This is a genomic window from Thioalkalivibrio sp. AKL17 (assembly GCF_000377885.1).
GTDB classification, from domain to species: Bacteria; Pseudomonadota; Gammaproteobacteria; order Ectothiorhodospirales; family Ectothiorhodospiraceae; genus Thioalkalivibrio; species Thioalkalivibrio halophilus.
Window position 1 is genome coordinate 151,680 of the sequence record NZ_KB898768.1, and the last position, 19,359, is coordinate 171,038.

The 19,359-nt window shown below is 69.8% G+C and carries 22 protein-coding genes; 14 read left to right on the forward strand and 8 right to left on the reverse strand.

Annotated elements, in window-relative coordinates; genetic code table 11:
- Positions 1-7: 7 nt before the first annotated feature.
- From prmA to D577_RS0110850, 4 genes are all read left to right on the forward strand, one after another.
- Positions 8-892, forward strand: coding sequence for a 50S ribosomal protein L11 methyltransferase (gene prmA / locus D577_RS0110835; RefSeq protein WP_018947494.1), 885 nt, complete (start codon positions 8-10; stop codon positions 890-892).
- 495 nt (positions 893-1,387) lie between these two features.
- Complete coding sequence (locus D577_RS14430; protein WP_018947495.1) at positions 1,388-1,828, forward strand: DUF3426 domain-containing protein; 441 nt, start codon at positions 1,388-1,390, stop codon at positions 1,826-1,828.
- Positions 1,829-1,871: 43 nt separating this feature from the next.
- The gene (gene dusB, locus D577_RS0110845; protein WP_018947496.1) at positions 1,872-2,882 is read left to right on the forward strand and encodes a tRNA dihydrouridine synthase DusB; all 1,011 of its coding nucleotides are present in this window, start codon (positions 1,872-1,874) and stop codon (positions 2,880-2,882) included.
- A complete protein-coding gene (locus D577_RS0110850; RefSeq protein WP_018947497.1) occupies positions 2,879-3,199 on the forward strand; it encodes a helix-turn-helix domain-containing protein in 321 nt (106 codons plus the stop codon). Before dusB ends, D577_RS0110850 begins: the two co-directional genes overlap by 4 nt.
- Before the next feature lie 6 nt (positions 3,200-3,205).
- Here D577_RS0110850 and D577_RS0110855 read toward each other — a convergent pair whose 3' ends face one another.
- Positions 3,206-3,985 (reverse strand): inositol monophosphatase family protein, encoded by a 780-nt coding sequence (locus tag D577_RS0110855; protein WP_018947498.1) that lies wholly within the window; start codon positions 3,983-3,985, stop codon positions 3,206-3,208.
- 133 nt (positions 3,986-4,118) lie between these two features.
- On the opposite strand from D577_RS0110855, the gene D577_RS0110860 reads away from it, so the two are divergent.
- Positions 4,119-4,436, forward strand: coding sequence for a DUF2322 family protein (locus D577_RS0110860; protein ID WP_018947499.1), 318 nt, complete (start codon positions 4,119-4,121; stop codon positions 4,434-4,436).
- 1 nt (position 4,437) lies between these two features.
- On the opposite strand, the gene D577_RS0110865 is transcribed toward D577_RS0110860, so the two are convergent.
- From D577_RS0110865 to D577_RS0110875, 3 genes are read right to left on the reverse strand one after another with little or no spacing between them, the layout of a single operon-like run.
- The gene (locus tag D577_RS0110865; protein WP_018947500.1) at positions 4,438-5,037 is read right to left on the reverse strand and encodes a histidine phosphatase family protein; all 600 of its coding nucleotides are present in this window, start codon (positions 5,035-5,037) and stop codon (positions 4,438-4,440) included.
- Positions 5,034-5,600, reverse strand: coding sequence for a 1,6-anhydro-N-acetylmuramyl-L-alanine amidase AmpD (gene ampD, locus D577_RS0110870; RefSeq protein WP_018947501.1), 567 nt, complete (start codon positions 5,598-5,600; stop codon positions 5,034-5,036). The genes D577_RS0110865 and ampD overlap by 4 nt, the downstream gene beginning before the upstream one ends.
- The gene (locus D577_RS0110875) at positions 5,597-5,977 is read right to left on the reverse strand and encodes a thioredoxin family protein (protein WP_018947502.1); all 381 of its coding nucleotides are present in this window, start codon (positions 5,975-5,977) and stop codon (positions 5,597-5,599) included. The genes ampD and D577_RS0110875 overlap by 4 nt, the downstream gene beginning before the upstream one ends.
- Positions 5,978-6,029: 52 nt before the next feature.
- On the opposite strand from D577_RS0110875, the gene D577_RS0110880 reads away from it, so the two are divergent.
- Entirely contained in the window at positions 6,030-8,141 is a 2,112-nt protein-coding gene (locus tag D577_RS0110880; RefSeq protein ID WP_051073640.1) for a UvrD-helicase domain-containing protein, read from the forward strand.
- Here D577_RS0110880 and D577_RS0110885 read toward each other — a convergent pair whose 3' ends face one another.
- Positions 8,142-9,869: a potassium/proton antiporter gene (locus D577_RS0110885; RefSeq protein ID WP_018947504.1), complete on the reverse strand. Its 1,728-nt coding sequence runs from the start codon at positions 9,867-9,869 to the stop codon at positions 8,142-8,144.
- Between D577_RS0110885 and D577_RS0110890 the strand changes: the two genes are divergently transcribed.
- Both D577_RS0110890 and D577_RS0110895 read left to right on the forward strand, forming a co-directional pair.
- Entirely contained in the window at positions 9,868-10,911 is a 1,044-nt protein-coding gene (locus D577_RS0110890) for a lipid A deacylase LpxR family protein (protein ID WP_038036277.1), read from the forward strand. The two genes, D577_RS0110885 and D577_RS0110890, sit on opposite strands and share 2 nt — an antisense overlap.
- A 57-nt stretch (positions 10,912-10,968) precedes the next feature.
- Positions 10,969-11,571 carry a DUF502 domain-containing protein gene (locus D577_RS0110895; protein ID WP_018947506.1) on the forward strand — a complete coding sequence of 201 codons (603 nt, stop codon included), beginning with the start codon at positions 10,969-10,971 and terminating at the stop codon, positions 11,569-11,571.
- Between the two features lie 28 nt (positions 11,572-11,599).
- Here the strand turns inward: D577_RS0110895 and ilvD are convergent, their stop codons facing one another.
- The gene (gene ilvD / locus D577_RS0110900; RefSeq protein WP_018947507.1) at positions 11,600-13,456 is read right to left on the reverse strand and encodes a dihydroxy-acid dehydratase; all 1,857 of its coding nucleotides are present in this window, start codon (positions 13,454-13,456) and stop codon (positions 11,600-11,602) included.
- Positions 13,457-13,540: 84 nt separating this feature from the next.
- Here ilvD and D577_RS0110905 point away from each other — a divergent pair, with 84 nt between their 5' ends.
- From D577_RS0110905 to argA, 3 genes are all read left to right on the forward strand, one after another.
- Entirely contained in the window at positions 13,541-13,816 is a 276-nt protein-coding gene (locus tag D577_RS0110905) for a heavy-metal-associated domain-containing protein (protein ID WP_018947508.1), read from the forward strand.
- Between the two features lie 46 nt (positions 13,817-13,862).
- The gene (locus D577_RS0110910) at positions 13,863-14,324 is read left to right on the forward strand and encodes a DUF192 domain-containing protein (RefSeq protein WP_018947509.1); all 462 of its coding nucleotides are present in this window, start codon (positions 13,863-13,865) and stop codon (positions 14,322-14,324) included.
- A gap of 142 nt (positions 14,325-14,466) precedes the next feature.
- Positions 14,467-15,825: an amino-acid N-acetyltransferase gene (gene argA, locus D577_RS0110915; RefSeq protein WP_077244834.1), complete on the forward strand. Its 1,359-nt coding sequence runs from the start codon at positions 14,467-14,469 to the stop codon at positions 15,823-15,825.
- Between the two features lie 18 nt (positions 15,826-15,843).
- Here the strand turns inward: argA and dksA are convergent, their stop codons facing one another.
- Positions 15,844-16,245: an RNA polymerase-binding protein DksA gene (gene dksA / locus D577_RS0110920; RefSeq protein WP_018869735.1), complete on the reverse strand. Its 402-nt coding sequence runs from the start codon at positions 16,243-16,245 to the stop codon at positions 15,844-15,846.
- A gap of 110 nt (positions 16,246-16,355) precedes the next feature.
- Here dksA and D577_RS0110925 point away from each other — a divergent pair, with 110 nt between their 5' ends.
- From D577_RS0110925 to murU, 3 genes are read left to right on the forward strand one after another with little or no spacing between them, the layout of a single operon-like run.
- Positions 16,356-17,141 (forward strand): metallophosphoesterase, encoded by a 786-nt coding sequence (locus D577_RS0110925; protein WP_018947511.1) that lies wholly within the window; start codon positions 16,356-16,358, stop codon positions 17,139-17,141.
- A gap of 7 nt (positions 17,142-17,148) precedes the next feature.
- Positions 17,149-18,180: an aminoglycoside phosphotransferase family protein gene (locus D577_RS0110930; RefSeq protein ID WP_018947512.1), complete on the forward strand. Its 1,032-nt coding sequence runs from the start codon at positions 17,149-17,151 to the stop codon at positions 18,178-18,180.
- Entirely contained in the window at positions 18,177-18,887 is a 711-nt protein-coding gene (gene murU, locus D577_RS0110935) for an N-acetylmuramate alpha-1-phosphate uridylyltransferase MurU (protein ID WP_018947513.1), read from the forward strand. The genes D577_RS0110930 and murU overlap by 4 nt, the downstream gene beginning before the upstream one ends.
- Here murU and D577_RS0110940 read toward each other — a convergent pair.
- The gene (locus D577_RS0110940; RefSeq protein WP_244263450.1) at positions 18,872-19,354 is read right to left on the reverse strand and encodes a DsrE family protein; all 483 of its coding nucleotides are present in this window, start codon (positions 19,352-19,354) and stop codon (positions 18,872-18,874) included. The two genes, murU and D577_RS0110940, sit on opposite strands and share 16 nt — an antisense overlap.
- Positions 19,355-19,359: the final 5 nt, after the last annotated feature.

The following is a 19,359-nucleotide window of genomic DNA, read 5'->3' on the forward strand; positions in this document are numbered from 1 at the left end:
GGGCCGCATGAGTCTTGCCGAACTGGAATGCCGGGTCGAACCCGGCGATGCCGAGGCCCTGGAAGAGCTGCTGTTCGAGCTGGGTGCAGTCAGCGTAGAGCTGTTCGATGCGGCCGACGAACCCCTGTTCGAGCCGCCACCGGGCACCCACCCGCTGTGGTCGGACATCCGCCTGAAGGCCGTGTTTTCCGACCGCACCGCGGCGGAGCTGGCCTCGGCCTCGATGCTCCAGCGCGACCCCGCCCCGTCCGAGCTGCAGGTCACCGACATTACCGACCAGGACTGGGTACGCGCGGGCCTGGACGGGCTGGAGGCCATCCACTGCGGCGGGCCGCTGTGGATCGTGCCTTCGTGGGAGGAACAGCCGGACGTCGAGGACGGGGTCTTCGTGCACCTCGACCCCGGCCTGGCCTTCGGCACCGGCAACCACCCGACCACCGCCATGTGCCTGACCGCGCTGGCGGAGGATCCGCCGCGTGACCTCGAGGTTCTGGACTACGGCTGCGGCTCCGGGATCCTCGCGATCGCCGCGCTCAAGCTGGGGGCGCGCCACGCCCTCGGGATCGACAACGACCCCCAGGCAGTCCAGGCCACCGAGTCCAACGCCGCGGGCAACGGCATCGGCGGCGACCGTCTGCAGGCCGGGCTCACCGATCACCCGCTGCCCGAGGGCGGCTCCGATCTGGTGCTGGCCAACATCCTCACCCGCCCGCTGATCGAACTGGCCCCGGAGCTCACTGCGGCCACGCGCCCGGGCGGGCGCATCCTGATGGCCGGACTGCTGGATCGTCAGGCGGAAGAGGTCATGGAGGCCTATGCCCATGCATTCGACATCGGTGTCCGCGATTCCCGCGATGGCTGGGCCCTGCTGGACGGTCGCCGCCGCACGTAACCGGCCGGCGAAGTATTCGCCCGCCGCTCGCCGGCACAATGGGCGGTCCGGATAATGCTCGCCCGCTGCCCGCATTGCAGCGTTGCCCACGTCGTGACCCGCCCTCCGGGGAACGAGAGCCACGGACACGTGCGTTGCGAAGCCTGCGGCCGGGCGTTCGCATTCTTCCCGGCGCTGGAGATCGCACCGGCCGGAGAGCCGGTCAGCGGGCCCGGAGTGCAGCCCGTCCGGAGGCTGCACGAATACCCCCGCACGCCGACCGACTCCGACTGCGCGGACGCGGCCCCGACCACGGCATCACGGGCCAGCGGCAACTTGGACGCCCCGACCAGGCTCTTCGCATCGACCCCGGAGTGGAACCCATCCCCGGAACCCGAGCCGGAACACCCCGCGCCCGCCGATTCGCCCGAGCGGGCTCACGCGTCAGCACCCGCCGCACCGGCCCCATGGCTCCGCACAAGATCCCGGCGCTCGCGTGCCCGCAGCCGGGGCGCAATGCTGGCCGGGCTGCTCCTGCTAGGCCTGATCTTCCAGTTACTGACTTTCCCGCCCCGCGCCATCACGCACGAGCCCGCGCTGGAGACCCTGCGGAGCTCGCTCTGCGATCGCCTGCGCTGCCCCGAACGCGCCCATCGCGCGCCCGGGTCCGTTCGCGTCTCCAGCCCATCCCTGCACCCGGCCGGCGCAGGCAGCGGCCGCTGGCTCATCTTCGAGCTCTACAACCACGAATCACGCGCTCAGGCCTGGCCGCTGCTGGATATCGCCCTGTCGGACACCGTTGGCCGCACCCATGCCCGCGAGCGCATCCACCCGCGGGTCTATGCCCCGGACGGTGATACCCCCCCGCAAATGGCTGCCCACCGACCCTGGCCCGTTGCCCTGCGCATACGCACCGAGCACCCGCGCCTGAGCGGGGTCCACGTCCGGCCCCGCTGACGCGGATTCCTGCGCCGGGCGTCCGGGCTGCTAAACTGACGGCATGCAGCTCGGCCCCCACCATTTCTCGGACCCGCCGGTCTTCCTCGCGCCCATGGCCGGGGTCAGCGACCGGCCTTTCCGCCTGCTCGCACGACGCCTGGGGGCCAGTGCGGCGGTCTCGGAGATGGTCACCTCGCAGCAACAGCTGTGGGACAGCGCCAAGAGCCGGCACCGCCTGGATCACGCGGCCGAACCGTCACCGCGCATCGTCCAGCTGCTGGGCAACGAGCCCGCTGCCGTGGCGGATGCCGCCCGCGAGAATGTCGCCCGCGGTGCCGACATCATCGATCTCAACCTGGGGTGCCCGGCCAAGAAGGTCTGCAGCCGCGCCGCCGGCTCGGCCCTGATGGGCGATACCGGGCTGGTCCGCGAGCTGCTGCAGGCCCTCACCGAAAACGCCGGCGTACCGGTCACCCTGAAGATGCGCCTGGGTCTGGACGCCGAACGCATGAACGCGGAAACCATTGCCGGGATCGCCGCGGAGGCCGGGATCGCGATGCTCACGGTCCATGGGCGCACCCGCGCGGCGGGCTACCGCGGTGCGGCCGATTACGACGCGATCGCCCGGGTGGTGGCCGCCACCGCCCTGCCGGTGCTGGCCAATGGCGATATCCGCGACGTCGAGGATGCCCGGCGGGCCCTTGCCCGCACCGGTGCCACCGGGGTCATGATCGGACGCGGCGCGCAGGGACGCCCGTGGCTGCCGGGACGGATCCGCGCCGCGCTGGCCGGTGAGCCCCTCCCGGCCGAACCCGGACCGGCGGAAATCGCGGCGCTGATGCGCGAGCACGTCGCCGCACTGCACCGGCAATATGGTCCGCATCAGGGCGTACGTATCGCCCGCAAGCACCTCGGCTGGTATCTTGAGCAGCTGGGGAGAGGCGAGGCAGCCACCCGCGCACTGCGGGCCGAGCTGTTCGCCCTGGAGGACGCCGGCGAACAGCTCCGGCGCCTCGAGGCAATCATTCCATCAGGCGATTCGCCTGCGGACGATTCTGGCAGGGCTGCATGAGCACGAACGGGTATTCCGCACGTCGCAAGGAGGGCAACGGACAGGCGTGGCCAGGGAGCGATCCGGCCGGCGAGGCGGAATCGGAAAGCGTGCTTGCGCAATCCGTACGCCAGGCCATGGAAGAATACTTCGACACCCTCGACGGCCAGTCCAGCCACGACCTCTACGCCCTGGTGATGGAGGAGGTCGAACGTCCGCTGCTGGCCAGCGTTCTGGAGCGCTGCGGCTACAACCAGAGTCGCACGGCGGCCGTGCTGGGCCTCAACCGCGCAACCCTGCGCAAGAAACTGCGCAGCCACGGGCTGCTGGAAAGCTAACTCCCGTCAGCTCCAGCCGAGGCGTTCGCGCAGGGTGGCGTGCAGCTCGGGGGTGCCCGCCGCCAGCACCGTGCCGGTGTCCAGGTCCAGCTCGCCGCCGGCGAGATCGGTGAATGTCCCGCCCGCTTCACGCACGATCACCGCCAGTGCCGCGATGTCGAGGATGTTCACGTCCGACTCCACGATGCAGTCGATGCTGCCGCGGGCCAGGAGATGATAGTGATAGAAGTCGCCGTAGCCGCGGACGCGGTTGACCTCGGCGACGATCCCGCCCAGCGCGTTCCAGCAGTCGCCGCGTGCCGCCAGCGAGCGCAGGTTGCCGGTGGAAAGGGTCGCGCGGTCCACCGCGGTGATGCCCTTCTCCACACCGATGCGCTCGCCGTTGAGGAACGCCCCCTGCCCCTTCTCGGCCCAGGCGCGCTCGCCGAACTGCGGCCCGTTCGACAGCCCCAGGACCAGCTCGCCCTTGTACATCAGCGCGATCTGGGTGGAGAAGAACGGGTACCGCCGGACGAAGCTCTTGGTGCCGTCGATCGGGTCGATCAGCCACACATAATCGGAATCCATGTCCGACTGCCCGGTCTCCTCGCCGTAGAAGCCGTGATCCGGGAAACGTTCGCGGATGACGGAGCGGATCGCCTCTTCGCTCTCCACGTCGGCACGAGTGACCGGCGTGTCATCGGCCTTGGTTTCGACGTCCACGCCATGTTCGTAATAATGACGGATCACCTTTTCGGCGGCATCGGCCGCGGCCTGCGCGGCTTCCAGGAACGGGCTTGCCTGCATGTTCTCGGTCCTCGGGGAAAAGCCGCTATCGTAGCAGGAGCGGCACGACGCGACGAACCCGCCATGATTGCGGGCGGTTGTGGCCGGACGGGGCAGCCCCGATAATGCCGCCGATTCATCCGAGGAGCCCGGCATGTCCAAGAAACTGCCCGACGTGAGCAATATCGAACGCCTCGAACTGTTTGGCGAGGACTACAACCCCACCGCCACCATCGAGAACCAGGAGGGCCAGAAGCTCTCCCTGCAGGTGTACTACCAGCTGGCGCTGGATTTCGGCGGCATCGGTCCCAAGGCGGCCAATTCCGGTCTGCTGATGTACGGCAGCCATGCCGACGACGCCCGCGCCAACCCGGGCAGGCACCCCAACATCGACCGTCTGATCGACATCCTCGAGAACGACTACTACCTGTCGGTGAAGGCGGTCCCCAGGCGCAAGCGCAACGCCGGCTGACTCAGTCCGCCACGACCCGGTTGGTGAACGCCAGCCGCCAGCCCCGCCCCGGCTGACGGTGGATACGCGTGAGGCTGGCGTAGTCGCAGTCGAGCTGGAACAGGTGGCCGTCCGGCACGGCCATCACGCCGCCGACCAGCGCGCGGATCACGCCGGCGTGGACCACCAGCAGCACGTGTTCGTCGGACCGGCCGGGCCCTTCCACGCTCTCGGCAAAGGCCGCCGCAACCCGCTGACGAAACGCATCCAGCATCTCCGCCCCCTCCGGCCGGTTGTGCTCGGGGTCGGCGTAAAAGGCGCGGTACTCCTCCGGGCGCTCCGCCTGCAGCTGGGCGCGGGTGCGCCCCTCCCAGGCACCGAAGCCGATCTCGCGCAGATCATGCGCCGCGGCCAACGGCAGATCGCGTTCGTGCGCCAGATGCTCGGCGAAGGCCCGGCAGCGGACCAGCGGCGAGGTCAAAATCCGCTGCCACCCGGTCTCGGTGGCCGCGGCGCGCTGCATCTGCCGCCAGCCGGTCTCGCTCAGGGGATCGTCGCAGCCGTGGCCGCGAAACCGCTGGCCGCCGGCCGGCTCTCCGTGTCGCATCAGGTCCACGATCATGTTGCTTGCTCCAGCAGGGCGTACAGGTGCGTCCAGTCGAAATACGGACCCGGATCCGTCTTGCGTTCCGGGGCGATGTCGCAGTGCCCGGCCAGGGCATCCGGGGCGATCGCCGGATAGCGGCCGCGCAGCCAGCGGACCAGGGTCGCCAGCTCACGGTACTGCACCGCGGTGAACGGGGTATCGTCATCGCCTTCCAGCTCGATCCCGATCGAAAAGTCGTTGCAGCGCTCGCGCCCGCGCCACGCCGAGACCCCGGCGTGCCAGGCGCGCCGGGCAAACGGGACAAACTGGACGGCACGACCCTCGCGGTCGATGAATACATGCGCCGACACGCGCAGGCCATGGATTTCGGCGAAATACGGATGCGCCGCCGGGTCGAGGCGGTTATGGAACAGTGCCTCCACGTGCGGGCCGCCGAATTCCCCCGGCGGCAGACTGATCGCGTGCACCACGATCAGCTCAGGCTGCACCCCGGCCGGGCGCGCATCCTGATTCGGACTTTCGCTGGGCTGCGCCAGCGGCCACCAGTCCTTCGCCACGGGCACGTCCGCCGCGCTCATGGTGCTTCCTCCGGCGGCAGACGCAGGCGTGCCTCCAGAGCCTCGCGCAGCAGCGGCACGCGCGGCGGGGCCTGCAGCGGGCCGTGGTACTCGCCATCCACAAACACGAACAGCGCCGGCAGGTGGAAGACCTCGAACTCGCGCACCAGCGCGGTATCGACCTCGGCATCCACGCAGAACAGCGCCGGGGGATCGGCGTCCACCTGCCAGCGCCGCAGGGCGTCGCCCATCGCGTGACAGGCGCTGCATCCGCGCCGGGTGAAGAGGACCACGGCCGCACCCGGCACCTCCTGCAGACGGTGATGGAAACCGCCTGCGTCCAGGGCCGGCAGGTCCCCGGAAGCACCCGGCTTGTCGGCACTGGACGATTGCGACACGCTGCCTCCACGACACGCCCGCGGGGAAACTCGCCGCGGGGCTTTATGATCAATGACGCGTGGGGTAGTTTACGCGCCCGCGTCCCGAGGAAGCGACCCGCCGGTGTCCGAACAGCTCAATCCCCAGCAACACGCCGCCGTCTCCACCACCGACCGTCCGCTGCTGGTCCTTGCCGGCGCGGGCTCGGGCAAGACCCGCGTGATCACCGAGAAGATCGCGCACCTGGTGGAAAAGCGCGGCCTGGACGCGCGCCAGATCGTCGCGATCACCTTCACCAACAAGGCCGCGCGCGAGATGCGCGAGCGGGTGCAGGGACGCCTGTCGCGGGAACAGAGCCGCGGGCTGGGCGTGTCCACCTTCCACACCTTCGGCCTGCAGTTCCTGCGCCGCGAACTGGCGGCCACCGGCCTGCGCCCGGGCTTCTCCATCCTCGACCCCGGCGACTGCCGCCAGCTGCTGCGCGAGATCACTCACCGCGACGACACCGCTGCCGAGGTGGATGACCTGATCGGCCACATCAGCCGCTGGAAGAACGACCTGCTGACCCCCGACGAGGCGCTGGCCGAGGCCAGCCAGGCGGGCGACGAAGCCCCCGGGGCCCTGCTCGCGGCCAATCTCTACCCGCGCTACGAACAGGCCCTGCGCGCCTACAACGCGGTGGATTTCGACGACCTGATCAAGCGCCCGGTGGACTGCCTGCGCGAGGACCCCGATCTGCGCAACCGCTGGCAGGACCGCATCCGCCATCTGCTGGTGGACGAATACCAGGACACCAACTCCGCGCAGTACCAGCTGGTGCGCCTGCTGGTCGGGGTCAGCGACGGCCTGACCGTAGTCGGCGACGACGACCAGTCGATCTACGCCTGGCGCGGCGCGCGTCCGGAGAACCTCGCACGCCTGCAGCAGGACTTTCCGCGCCTGGAAGTGGTCAAGCTGGAGCAGAACTACCGCTCCACCAACCGCATCCTGGCCACCGCCAACGCGCTGATCGCCAACAACCCGCACGTGTTCGAAAAGCGCCTGTGGAGCGCCCTCGGCGAAGGCGAGAAGGTCGAGGTGATCGACTGCGCGGACTCCGATGCCGAGGCCGCGCGGGTGGTCTCCGAGCTGATGCGCCGGCGCTTCCGCCTGAACGCCGGCTGGGGTGATTTCGCCATCCTCTACCGCAGCAATCACCAGTCGCGGGTGTTCGAGAAGCTGCTGCGCGAGCAGGGCATCCCCTACCGCCTGAGCGGCGGGCAGTCGTTCTTCGAGAAGGCCGAGATCAAGGATCTGGTCGCCTACCTGCGCCTGCTGGCGAACCCGGACGACAACACCGCCTTCCTGCGCGTGGTCAACGTGCCGCGCCGCGAGATCGGCCCGGCGACCCTGGAAAAGCTCGGCCAGTATGCCAACCAGCGCGGTGTCTCGCTGCTGCAGGCCGCGCGCGGGGCGGGCCTGGCCGAATACATGGACGAGCGTGCCCGGGCGCGTCTGGAACGCTTCGTCGACTGGGTCGACGGCTTCCGCGCACGTGCGGCCGAGGAGGCCCCGGATGCCCTGCTGCGCGCGCTGGTCGAGGACATCGACTACGAATCCTGGCTGCTGGACAACAGCGCCAACCCGCGCGCCGCCACCCGGCGCATGGAACAGGTGCGTGAATTCATCGACTGGGTCGCGCGCCTGGCCGGCTCGCGCACACCCGAGGCCGAATACGGCGACGAAACCGCCGACGACGAGAGCGGCATGGAGCTGGCCGACATCGTCAACCGCATCAGCCTGATGGACATCCTCGACCGCAACCGCGATGCCCAGGACGACACCGAGGCGGTGCAGCTGCTGACCCTGCACACCGCCAAGGGCCTGGAGTTCCCGCACGTGTGCCTGGTCGGCTTCGAGGAGGAGCTGCTGCCGCACCGCGTGAGCCTGGAGGACGACGCCATCGAGGAGGAGCGCCGCCTGGCCTACGTCGGGCTGACCCGCGCACAGCAGACCCTGCTGATCACCTACGCGCGCAGCCGCAAGCGCTACGGCGAGACCCTCGACTGCGAACCCTCGCGCTTTCTCGACGAGCTGCCCGAGGAACACCTCGAATGGCCCGACGCGAAGCCGCCGGACCCGGAGACCCAGCAGCTCACGGCGCGCGCCCACCTCGCCGGGCTCAAGGCCATGCTGGAGAAGTGATCAGTCCTTCTTCAGCAGCTTGAGGCCGACCCGGGTGATGCGCGCGCCGTCCATCTCCCGCACCACCAGGCGCGTGGGCCCGAGGTCCACATAGTCGCCCACCACCGGCTCGGTCTGCAGTTCGGCGCGCAGAAAGGCCTCCAGGGTCTCGGCCTGACGTTCGGACGGTACCGGCGCGCCGTAGGTCATGCCCACGGCCCCCAGCAGGGCATCGCCGTTGAGGGCAAACTCCCCGAACACGCTGCGCTCGGTCAGGCGTTCCGGCACCTCTTCCTGCGGCACGAACAGGCGGTCCAGGTCCGGCAGATCGGCCGGCGCGACCATGATGTAGAGATGGTCGCCGGCCTGCAGGTCCAGCAGTTCCAGGGTCTCCAGCAGCTGGCCTTCCCGCAGATGCGCGACCACGCGGGCCGAACCGGGCAGACGGAAACCGGACCAGGCCTCGCGCACCACCGGGGTGGTCTCCGCCAGCCGGTAGCCCACGAGCTCCATCTCCTGCTGCCCCGGGATATCCAGCTCGGTGCGCTGGACCCGGGCGGTGGTCGGCGGCAGCTCCAGGCCCAGCCAGCGCGCCGAGGAGGCCACGGTCCAGCCCTGCACCATCAGCGAGATCAGCACCACGAAGAACACCACGTGGAAAAAGTACTCCGCCAGCTCCAGCCCCGCCAGCAACGGAAACAGCGCGAGGATGATGGGCACCGCCCCGCGCAGCCCGACCCAGGCGATGAACAGCTGCTCGCGCCACGGGAAGCGGAACGGATACAGGCACAGCGCCACCGCCAGCGGGCGTGCCAGCAGGATCAGCACCAGCGCCACCAGGCCCGCGTCCAGCGCCACCGGCGGCAGCTCCGAGGGCGTGACGATCATCCCCAGCATCAGGAACATGCCGATCTGCGCCAGGGCCGCGATGCCATCATGGAAACGCTTGATGTTCTGCGAGGCCTCCAGCGGCCGATTGCCCAGCAGCAGCCCGGCGAGATATACCGCGAGGAAGCCCGATCCGCCCACCATGCCGGTCAGGCCGAAGATCGCCAGCGCCCCGGCCAGCGCGAACAGGGGATAGAACCCGGCCGACATCGGGACCCGGTTGATCAGCGCCAGCAGCGCGAGTCCGCCCCCGACCCCCAGCAGAGCCCCCAGCCCCATCTGCTGCACGAACTCGACCAGCACCACCACCCCGAAGTCGGGCTGGTCCATCAGGATCAGCTCGATCAGCACGATGGTGAGGAAGATCGCCATCGGGTCGTTGGAGCCCGACTCGATCTCCAGGGTCGCCCCCACGCGGCTCTTGAGCTCCAGCCCGCGCGAGCGCAGCAGGGAAAACACCGCCGCCGCGTCGGTGGAGCCGACGATCGCCCCCAGCAGCAGCCCCTCCAGCCACGACAGCCCCAGCCACCACACCGCGAACAGCCCCGTCAGGCCGGAGGTGATCAGCACGCCCACGGTGGCCAGCCCCACCGCCGGTTTCAGTCCGATACGGAAATTGCGCGCCGGCGTGCGCATCCCGCCATCGAACAGGATGATGGCCAGGGCCGCGGAGCCGATCAGATGGGCCAGGGTGATATTCTCGAACGACACGCCGCCGGGGCCCTCCGGGCCCAGCAGCATGCCGATGCCGAGGAACACCAGCAGCAGCGGCACGCCCAGCCGCGAGGTCACCACGCTGGACAGGATGCTGCCGAGCAGGACCACGGCGACGAGAAAGATGATCTGACTGGAGAAATCCATGGCGCCATCATACCGGACTGCCACGCCCGTCCGTGGGCGAGCACGGCCGCCGGCAATGTTCGTAGCGGCCACGATCGCCGCAGTGCTCGCCGGCTCGCCGGCGGCGGCCGACCGTGGTGACGTGGACGCCCTGCATTTCGAATTCGAGAACGACCTGTTCGGCGGCGAGGACCGCTACTACACCAACGGGGTACGGATCGGCTGGACGCGCAGCGAGGGCCAGGTGCCATCCTGGCTGGAGACCGTCGCCGATCGGATACCGCTGTTCGTCGCACGCGAGGAGCGCGGCCGGCTGAAGTCGGCCATCCATCTGGGCCAGAATATGTACACCCCGGAGGATATCGAACGCCGCATCCCGGACCCGAACGATCGCCCGTATGCCGGCTGGCTCTACCTCAACTTCAGTCTGGCCGAGGAATTCGGCGACCGACTCGATCGCCTGCAAGTCACCACCGGGGTCGTGGGTCCGGCGTCGCTGGCCGACCACACCCAGCGCGAGGTGCACAGCTGGTCTTCGGCCCCGGAACCGCGCGGCTGGGAGCACCAGATCGGCAACGAGGCCACCCTGATGGTGCGGTACGAACGCCAGCTGCGCAGCCAGTCGCACCGGGACGGACGCGGCTGGGACTGGGACCTCACCCCGCACTGGGGAGCGACTGTCGGCAGTCCGTTCACCTTCGTCAACGCCGGTGCGATCCTGCGCGCCGGGCGCAATCTGCCGCGCGACTACGGCCCGCCACGGATCAATCCGGCCCTCTCCGGGTCACATACGTTCCAGGGGATCCGGCCCCGCGGGGGATATCTGTTTGCGGGCGTGGACACCCGCCTGATGGCCTACGACCTGTTCCTCGACGGTCCGCTGTTCCGCGACGGACCCTCCGTGGACAAGCACCCGGTGGTGGGCGAATTCACGGCGGGCGTGGTGTTCCACTGGCACGGGGTGCGCCTGGGCTATACCCATGTCTGGCGCTCGCGCGAATTCAGCGGCCAGGCCACCGGCGCCGCGGAATTCGGCTCGCTGCACGCCACCTGGCAGTTCTGAACCGCCCCCGCCCCGGCGTTGTTACGATCGAGGCGTCGCCCCTTCCGGAGAACCCGCGTGCGCAAGATTTCCCGAACCTTCCTCACCGGCCTGGCCGCGATCCTGCCGGCGATGGTCACGCTGGCCCTGCTGTGGTGGCTGGGCAGCACCGCGGAACAGGTCCTGGGCGGCATGCTGCAGGCCGTCCTGCCGGATCTGCTGTACGTACCGGGCATGGGGATCGCCGCCGGGATCGGCCTGGTGTTTGTGGTGGGCGTGCTGCTGCGGGCCTACGTGGTGCGCTGGCTGTTCAACTGGCTGGAGGGCCTGATGCAGCGCATCCCGGTGGTCAAGACCATCCACGGCACGGTGCGCGATGTCACCAATCTGGTCTCCGGCGACATCCACCAGCAATTCGGCCAGGCGGTGCTGGTCACGCTGCCGGGGCTGGAGGCGCGCGTCATCGGCTTCGTCACGCGCGAGGACTTCGAAGGCCTGCCGGAGCCGCTGGGCGGGGCGGAGACCCTCGCGGTGTACCTGCCGATGAGCTACCAGATCGGCGGCTACACCCTGATGCTGCCGCGCGACCGGGTGGAACCGCTGGAGCTGTCGCTGGAGGACGCGATGCGCTACGCCCTGACCGCCGGGGTCTCCGCGCGCAGGGAGGATCCCGGGGCGTGAATCGGGTGGTGCAGCGCGGCGGCCGGCGTCAGCCGTCCTCCAGCGGGGAGATGTCGCGCACCGCGCCGAACGCGGCCGAAGTGGTCATCAGGGCATAGGCGCGCAGGGCCTGAGTCACCGGCCGATTGCGCGACTCGGGCTTCCAGGCCTTCGCCCCGCGGGCCTCCATCGCCTCGCGCCGCGCCGCCAGGGTGGCGTCGTCCACGTCGATGCGGATCTCGCGCGCGGGGATATCGATCACGATGGTGTCGCCCTCCTCGATCAGGCCGATCGCGCCGCCCTGCGCCGCCTCCGGCGAGACATGACCGATGGACAGCCCGGAGGTGCCGCCGGAGAACCGCCCGTCGGTAATCAGCGCGCAGTCCTTGCCCAGCCCCTTCGACTTCAGATACGAAGTGGGATAGAGCATCTCCTGCATGCCCGGACCGCCCTTCGGACCCTCGTAGCGGATGATCACCACGTCACCCGCCTGCACCTGGTCACCGAGGATGCCCTCGACGGCCGCATCCTGGCTCTCGAACACGCGCGCGGGGCCGGAGAATTTCAGGATGCTCTCGTCGACGCCGGCGGTCTTCACGATGCAGCCGTCCGGGGCCATGTTGCCGTAGAGCACGGCCAGACCGCCGTCCTGCGAGTAGGCATGTTCGATGTCGCGGATGCAGCCGCTGGCGCGGTCGAGGTCGAGGCTGTCCCAGGCACGATCCTGGCTGAACGCGGTCTGGGTGGGCACCCCGCCCGGCGCGGCGCTGTACAGGCGCTCGGACTCGGCGGCATGACGCATCACGTCCCACTGCTCCAGGGCGGCGCCCAGGGTCGGGGCATGCACGGTCGGGATGTCGCGGTGGATCAGCCCGCCACGGTCCAGTTCGGCGAGGATGCCGACCACACCGCCGGCGCGGTGCACGTCCTCCATGTGGTACTGCTGCGTCGCGGGAGCCACCTTGCACAGGTTGGGCACGTGGCGCGACAGGCGGTCGATGTCGGCCATGGTGAAGTCGACCTCGCCCTCGCGCGCGGCCGCCAGCAGGTGCAGCACGGTGTTGGTGGAACCGCCCATGGCGATGTCCAGGCTCATCGCGTTCTCGAACGCCTCGAAGGTGGCGATGGAACGCGGCAGGGCCGAGGCGTCGTCCTGCTCGTAGTAGCGCCTGGCCAGGTCGACCACGCGCCGGCCGGCCTCCTCGAACAGGGCCTGGCGCGCGGCATGCGTGGCCAGCAGCGAACCGTTGCCCGGCAGCGACAGCCCCAGGGCCTCGGTCAGGCAGTTCATCGAGTTGGCGGTGAACATGCCGGAGCAGGAGCCGCAGGTCGGGCAGGCGGAACGCTCGACGGTCTCCACTTCCTCGTCGCTGGCGCTGGAATCGGCGGCCTTGACCATCGCATCCACCAGATCGAGGTGGATCACGTTGTCCTGCCCGGGCGCCTGTACCTTGCCGGCCTCCATCGGCCCGCCGGAGACGAACACCACCGGGATGTTCAGGCGCATCGCCGCCAGCAGCATCCCCGGGGTGATCTTGTCGCAGTTGGAGATGCACACCAGCGCGTCGGCGCAGTGGGCGTTGACCATGTACTCCACCGAGTCGGCGATGATCTCGCGCGAGGGCAGGGAATAGAGCATGCCGCCATGGCCCATCGCGATGCCGTCGTCCACCGCGATGGTGTTGAATTCCTTGGCCACGCCACCGGCCTGTTCGATCTCGCGCGCAACCAGCTGGCCCATGTCCTTCAAATGCACGTGTCCCGGCACGAACTGGGTGAAAGAGTTGGCGACGGCGACGATCGGCTTGTCGAAGTCGCCATCCTTCATGCCGGTGGCGCGCCACAGGGCGCGGGCCCCGGCCATGTTGCGGCCGTGGGTGGTTGTGCGGGAACGATAGGCAGGCATGATGGGCAGATCTCGCGAACGTTCGTGGAAATGCGAAATCGTACATAATGCGAGCATCAATACCCAGTAGGGGAGGAAGCGTTCATGAAATTCGAGGTCGAGAACATCAAGTGCGGCGGCTGCGCGAGCTCCATCCGCAAGGGCCTGATGCAGGTCGAAGGCGTGGAATCCGCCGAGGTGGACGTCGAGAACGGGGCCGTGGAGGTCACCGCGCCGGAGTCCGCCACCGACGCGATCCGCGAGAAGCTGGCCCACATGGGCTACCCGGAGGTCGGCTCGGTGTCCGGATTGCGCTCCGCCGGCGCCAGGGCGAAATCGTTCGCCAGCTGTGCCGTTGGCCGCATGAGCGGGGACAAGTGATCCCGTGATGAGTCGCCGGCCGGCGCACGCCGGATTCGCGCATGGCATGGCCGCGTTCGGGCTGGCGGCCCTGCTGGTGTTCGGCGGCCCCGCCGCCGCGCAGAACACCGCCCCCTCCGGCCTGCCGGAAACCGCTCTGGAGATCGGCGGCCGGACGCTGACGGTGGAGATCGCCGCCGACGATGCCAGCCGCCGGCAGGGTCTGATGTTCCGTGACGAACTCGCGGAGGATCGCGGCATGCTGTTCGTCTGGGACCGCGCCGACCGCCGGGCGATGTGGATGCGCAATACGCTCATCCCGCTGGACGTGGCGTTCATCGACGGTGACGGCGAGATCACCAACGTCGAGACCATGGCGCCGGAGACCACCCGCATGCACTGGTCGGCGGCACCGATCGAATACGCACTGGAGGTCAACGCGGAATGGTTCGCGCAGCACGGGATCGAGGCGGGTGACCGCATTCCCGGCCTGGACGCCGCGCGCGAGGAGGCTGCCCGGGGCCGCTGAAGGCCACGCCGGGCGCCGACCTGGCCCCGCGCATCGCCGCCGGAATCGACTCAAGCCACCGGGGACGAGGCCATGGCTCGTCCGCCATATCGCGCAACTTGTCGCCCAACCGGATCGTCCAATCGTATTGCGAGGGAGCCGCGTGAACCCGCCAGACCACCCAACCCGCCCGCATCCCGCACGTCGTGCCCCGGCTCCGGGGGAACTCGCGTGGTTCCGCGACGCCGTGCCATACATCGCCGCGCACCGGGGCCGCACCATGGTCATCGCACTGGCCGGCGAGGCCGCGCAGGCAACGGAGTTCCCGGCCCTGATGCGGGACATCGCCAAGCTGCACGCACTGGGCGTGCGCGTGGTGCTGGTGTACGGGGCACGCCCGCAGATCGAGGCGCGCCTGGCCGAACGCGGCCTGCAGCCGCAGTACGCCGAGGGTCTGCGGATCACCGATGCCCCGGCGCTGGATGCCGTGCTGGACGCGGTCGGCCGCCTGCGGCTGCAGATCGAGGGCCTGCTGTCCCGCAGTCTGGGCCAGCCGGGCACCGGCAACGCACGCCTGCGGGTGGCCGGCGGCAACTTCGTCACCGCCCGCCCATTGGGAGTGCGCGACGGGGTCGATTTCCATTACACCGGCGAGGTGCGCGGGGTGGACATCGCCGCGCTCACCGCGCTGCTGGATCAGGAGCAGGTCGCGCTGGTCTCGCCGCTGGGGTATTCACCCACCGGCGAGGTCTTCAACCTGTCCGGCGAGGAGGTCGCGACCCGCGTGGCCATCGCCCTGGACGCGGACAAGCTGATTTTCCTGACCGAGGCCGGCGTGCTGCGCGGGCCGCAGGACGACGTGCTGGATCAGCTGACCGTGCCCGCCGCGGAGCGCATCCTCGCCGAACGCGACGACCTGCCGCAGGAACTGGCCAGCCACCTGCGCAGCGCAGTGGATGCCTGCCACGCGCGCGATCTGCGGGTCCACCTGGTCGACCGGCGCGACGACGGCGGGCTGCTGACCGAACTGTTCACCCGCCAGGGCATCGGCACCCTGGTCTCGCGGGAGCCGCTGGAGCGCCTGCGCCCGGCGACCCTGGACGATGTCGGCGGCATCCATGCGCTGCTGGAGCCACTGGAGGCCGAGGGCGTGCTGGTGCACCGCGCCCGCGAGCACCTGGAACTGGAGATCGACCGCTTCCACGTGCTGGAGGTCGACGGCCTGATCATCGGCACCGCGGCGCTGTACCCGTTCGGCGACCACGCCGCGGAGATCGCCTGCCTGGCGCTGCACGCCGAATACCGCGGCCACGGCCGGGGCGACCGGCTGCTGACCGCGATGGAAGATCTGGCGCGCGAACAGGGGGTTCGCCGGGTATTCGTGCTCACCACCCGCACGGCGCAGTGGTTCCAGGAACGCGGTTACGCCCCCGGCAGCGTCGACGACCTCCCGCCGGAGCGCCGCCAGCGCTACAATCAGGCGCGCAACTCGCGGGTCTTCACGCGCGAGCTGGAGGGCTGACCGGGGGCAACGCCGGGCTCAGCGGCCGCGCGCCTCGTCGCGCTCATGGGCCTCCTGCGCGGCCACGCTGAGGGTGGCGATGGGACGGATCTCGAGGCGCTCGAGGCCGATCGGCTCGCCGGTCTCCTCGCAATAGCCGTATTCACCGCGCTCGATGCGCGCCAGCGCCTCGTCGATCTTGGTCAACAGCTTGCGCTCGCGGTCGCGGGTGCGCAGCTCCACACCGGCATCGGCCTCGTGGGTGGCGCGATCGGAAGGGTCCGGCTCCTGCCAGTTCTCGGTACGCAGATGTTCCAGGGTCTCTTCCGACTCGGCGATCAGCTCGGCCCGCCACGCCTCGAGTTTGCGCCGGAAATAGTCCAGCTGGCGCGGATTCATGTAGGGTTCGTCCTCGGAGGGACGATAGTCGGGATCCACCATGTTGCACCTCCGGATCGTGGCCCGAGCCACGGGCCCGCCACAACGGGTAAACCTGCACTAGAACACATGTGCCGGACTCAGTACAGACCGCCAGACCACGGGGATCGAACATGCACGAACCGCTGCGCCTGATCCAGGTAACCGACAGTCACCTGGGGACCGAGCCGGGCCCGGTGCGCGCGGGCTACCCGGACAGCGACCTCGCATTGCGCCACGTCCTGGAAACCGCGCGAGCGCGGGAAGGCCTGCCCGACCGCCTGCTCCTGACCGGCGACCTCGCCGAGAACCCGTCGCCGGAGACCTATGCGCGCCTGAAGGCACTGCTGGACGACACGGGACCCTGGCCCACCAGCGCGCTGGCCGGCAACCACGACGACGCACGCGAACTGGCGGTAACCCTGGAGTCGGTCGGCCACGCGGTCCATCGCAGCGAAGGCCTGGGCAGCTGGCAGCTGATCGCCCTGGACTCCTCGCAGCCCGGGGGACCGGCCGGCCATCTGTCCGATGCCGAACTGCAACGCCTCGAGGGGGCCCTCACCGCGCACCCGGAACGTCCGGCCCTGATCGCCGTGCATCATCCGGTGGTACCGGTGGGCAGCCCGTGGATGGACGGCATGGGCCTGACCAATGCCGACGCGCTGTTCGCCGTGCTGGACCACCACCCGCAGGTGCGGGCCTGCGTGTTCGGCCACGCGCACCAGATGGTCGACACCTTTCATGGCGACGTCCGCCTGCTCGGCTGCCCCGCCACCTGCGTGCAGTTCCGCCCCGGGGCCACGGAATATCAGCTCGACGATGATCCGGACACCGGGCGCCCGGGTTACCGCGTGCTCGAACTCTATCCCGACGGCCGCCTGGACACGCGGGTCGAGCGGCTGCCTGCGCCGCCCGCCTGAGGGCCGCATGAGCGCGTCTTCGGTGCCGGAGGATACCCGCGCCGCCGCCCTGCAGGCCTGGCTGGCGCAGCGCCCCGGGTGCTTCGAGGGGCTGCAACTGCTGCGCGCGGATGCCAGCTTCCGCCGTTATTTCCGCGCGCGACGCGACGGTGAGCCGGTGGTCATCATGGATGCCCCGCCGGAACGCGAACCGGTGGCCCCGTTCCTGCGCATCGCCCGTCTGCTGGAGGCCCTGGGCCAGCGTCCGCCGCGCATCCATGACGAGGACCCGGACGCGGGGTTCCTGGTGCTGGAGGACCTCGGCGACCGCACGTTCACCCGGGCACTGGCCGAGGGCGAGGACGAGAAGGCCCTGTACCAGCGGGCCATCGACCGGCTGGCCGACCTGCACCGGGCCTGGCCACAGCGGCCTGCGGAGGCCACACCCGCGCTGCCCGCCTACGACACCCCGCGCCTGCTGGACGAGGCGCGCCTGTTTATCGACTGGTATGTCCCGGAACAACAGGGCCATCCGCCGACGGAGGCCGCCCGCGGCGCCTGGGAAACGGCCTGGACGCAGACCCTGGACGCCCTGCCGCACCTGGAGCCCACGCTGGTGCTGCGCGACTTTCACGTGGACAACCTGATGATCCCGCCGGAAGGCACGGGCTGCGCGCTGCTGGACTTCCAGGACGCGGTGCTCGGGAGCCCGGCCTACGACGTGGTGTCGCTGCTGGAGGATGCGCGGCGCGACGTTTCACCCGCGGTCGCGCGGGAGGCCCTCGCGCGCTACCTGCAGGCCACCGGGTGGCCCGATGAGGCCTTTCGGGTGCATTACCGGGTGCTCGGGGTCCAGCGCGCGATCAAGATCCTCGGCATCTTCACCCGCCTGCACCGGCGTGACGGCAAGCCCGACTACCGCCGCCACGAACCGCGCCTGCAGACGCTGGTGCGGCGCGGACTGGCGCACCCGGACCTGCAGCCCGTGGCGCAGTGGTTTCGGCGGCATCTCCCCGGCGATCCCGCGACTCCCGAACCCGCGCCGGAGGCACGCGCATGAAACGGGCCATGATCCTCGCCGCCGGGCGCGGCGAACGCATGCGCCCGCTGACCGACGAACGCCCCAAGCCCCTGCTGGAGGCCGGCGGCAAACCACTGATCGTCTGGACCCTGGAACGCCTGGCCCGCGCGGGGTTTGGCGAGGTCATCATCAACACCGCCCACCTGGGTGAGCAGATCCCCCGGCGGCTGGGCGACGGTTCGGCCTTCGGGCTGAAGATCCGCTATTCGCCGGAACCCGCCGGCCCCCTGGAAACCGCCGGCGGCATCCGCCAGGCCCTGCCCCTGCTGGGCCCCGAAGCCTTCCTGGTGATCAACGGCGACATCTGGTGCGATCACCCGCTCGTACCCCCTTCGCGGCTGCCCGGGGCCATCGAAGAACACGATGCCCCACTGGCCCATCTGGTGCTGGTGGACAACCCGCCGCAGCATCCCGACGGGGACTTCGCCCTGGGCGCAGACGGCCGCGTCACCACCGACACCGGCCCGGGTCGCCTGACCTTCAGCGGCATTGGCTGGTATCACCCGGCCCTGTTCGCGTCGCTGGAACCGGGCTGCCGCCCGCTGGGGCCGGTGCTGCGCGAGGCGATCGCGCAGCACCGGGTGAGCGGCGAACACTACACCGGAGACTGGCGGGACATCGGCACGCCGCAGCGCCTCGCGGCGCTGGACCGCGATCTCGCGACGACGGATCAGGGCTTGATGTAGGTGAACCCCTGACGCTGCAGGCGGTAGAGCTCAGTGATGCCGCTGCCCACGACCTCCTCGCGAATCACGTCGTGCAGGTCGCCACGCTCCAGCCCGCGGACCTCCATGGAACGCCGACTGACCAGGAACCTGAAGCCCTGCAACCGCAGGGTGTCGATGCGGATGGCGGTGGCGGTGTCCATGGACTCCGCCTCCAGCAGCCGCACCCCCTCGCCGTGCAGAACGATGCGCACGTCGGCCGCGTCGCGCTCCGACTCGGCCAGATGCTCCTTGAGGTAGCGCAGGACATTGGAGAAATGAGCCCGGTCAGCAGAATCCAGGTGGTAGACCACACGTGCGACCGGGGTATCGCCGTCACTTCCCGCCCCGGCTGCCGGGCCGGCCGACAGAAGGGCCGCAAGCAGCAGGAGCGGGCCTGCCCACCATGCGGAACGCCGGATCGGCGCAAGCGCTCGTGAAGGAATCACTCCAC

Excerpts from the sequence above, each read along its gene's own strand:
- dusB (WP_018947496.1), top strand. The coding sequence starts at position 1,872 with ATGCAGCTCGGCCCCCACCATTTCTCGGACCCGCCGGTCTTCCTCGCG.
- D577_RS0110865 (WP_018947500.1), bottom strand. The coding sequence starts at position 5,037 with ATGATCGTGGACCTGATGCGACACGGAGAGCCGGCCGGCGGCCAGCGG.
- D577_RS0110910 (WP_018947509.1), top strand. The coding sequence starts at position 13,863 with ATGGCCGCGTTCGGGCTGGCGGCCCTGCTGGTGTTCGGCGGCCCCGCC.
- D577_RS14430 (WP_018947495.1), top strand. The coding sequence starts at position 1,388 with ATGCTGGCCGGGCTGCTCCTGCTAGGCCTGATCTTCCAGTTACTGACT.
- D577_RS0110930 (WP_018947512.1), top strand. The coding sequence starts at position 17,149 with ATGAGCGCGTCTTCGGTGCCGGAGGATACCCGCGCCGCCGCCCTGCAG.
- ilvD (WP_018947507.1), bottom strand. The coding sequence starts at position 13,456 with ATGCCTGCCTATCGTTCCCGCACAACCACCCACGGCCGCAACATGGCC.
- dksA (WP_018869735.1), bottom strand. The coding sequence starts at position 16,245 with ATGGTGGATCCCGACTATCGTCCCTCCGAGGACGAACCCTACATGAAT.
- ampD (WP_018947501.1), bottom strand. The coding sequence starts at position 5,600 with ATGAGCGCGGCGGACGTGCCCGTGGCGAAGGACTGGTGGCCGCTGGCG.
- D577_RS0110925 (WP_018947511.1), top strand. The coding sequence starts at position 16,356 with ATGCACGAACCGCTGCGCCTGATCCAGGTAACCGACAGTCACCTGGGG.
- D577_RS0110860 (WP_018947499.1), top strand. The coding sequence starts at position 4,119 with ATGTCCAAGAAACTGCCCGACGTGAGCAATATCGAACGCCTCGAACTG.
- D577_RS0110885 (WP_018947504.1), bottom strand. The coding sequence starts at position 9,869 with ATGGATTTCTCCAGTCAGATCATCTTTCTCGTCGCCGTGGTCCTGCTC.
- D577_RS0110880 (WP_051073640.1), top strand. The coding sequence starts at position 6,030 with ATGACGCGTGGGGTAGTTTACGCGCCCGCGTCCCGAGGAAGCGACCCG.
- prmA (WP_018947494.1), top strand. The coding sequence starts at position 8 with ATGAGTCTTGCCGAACTGGAATGCCGGGTCGAACCCGGCGATGCCGAG.
- murU (WP_018947513.1), top strand. The coding sequence starts at position 18,177 with ATGAAACGGGCCATGATCCTCGCCGCCGGGCGCGGCGAACGCATGCGC.
- D577_RS0110850 (WP_018947497.1), top strand. The coding sequence starts at position 2,879 with ATGAGCACGAACGGGTATTCCGCACGTCGCAAGGAGGGCAACGGACAG.
- D577_RS0110905 (WP_018947508.1), top strand. The coding sequence starts at position 13,541 with ATGAAATTCGAGGTCGAGAACATCAAGTGCGGCGGCTGCGCGAGCTCC.
- D577_RS0110890 (WP_038036277.1), top strand. The coding sequence starts at position 9,868 with ATGGCGCCATCATACCGGACTGCCACGCCCGTCCGTGGGCGAGCACGG.
- D577_RS0110855 (WP_018947498.1), bottom strand. The coding sequence starts at position 3,985 with ATGCAGGCAAGCCCGTTCCTGGAAGCCGCGCAGGCCGCGGCCGATGCC.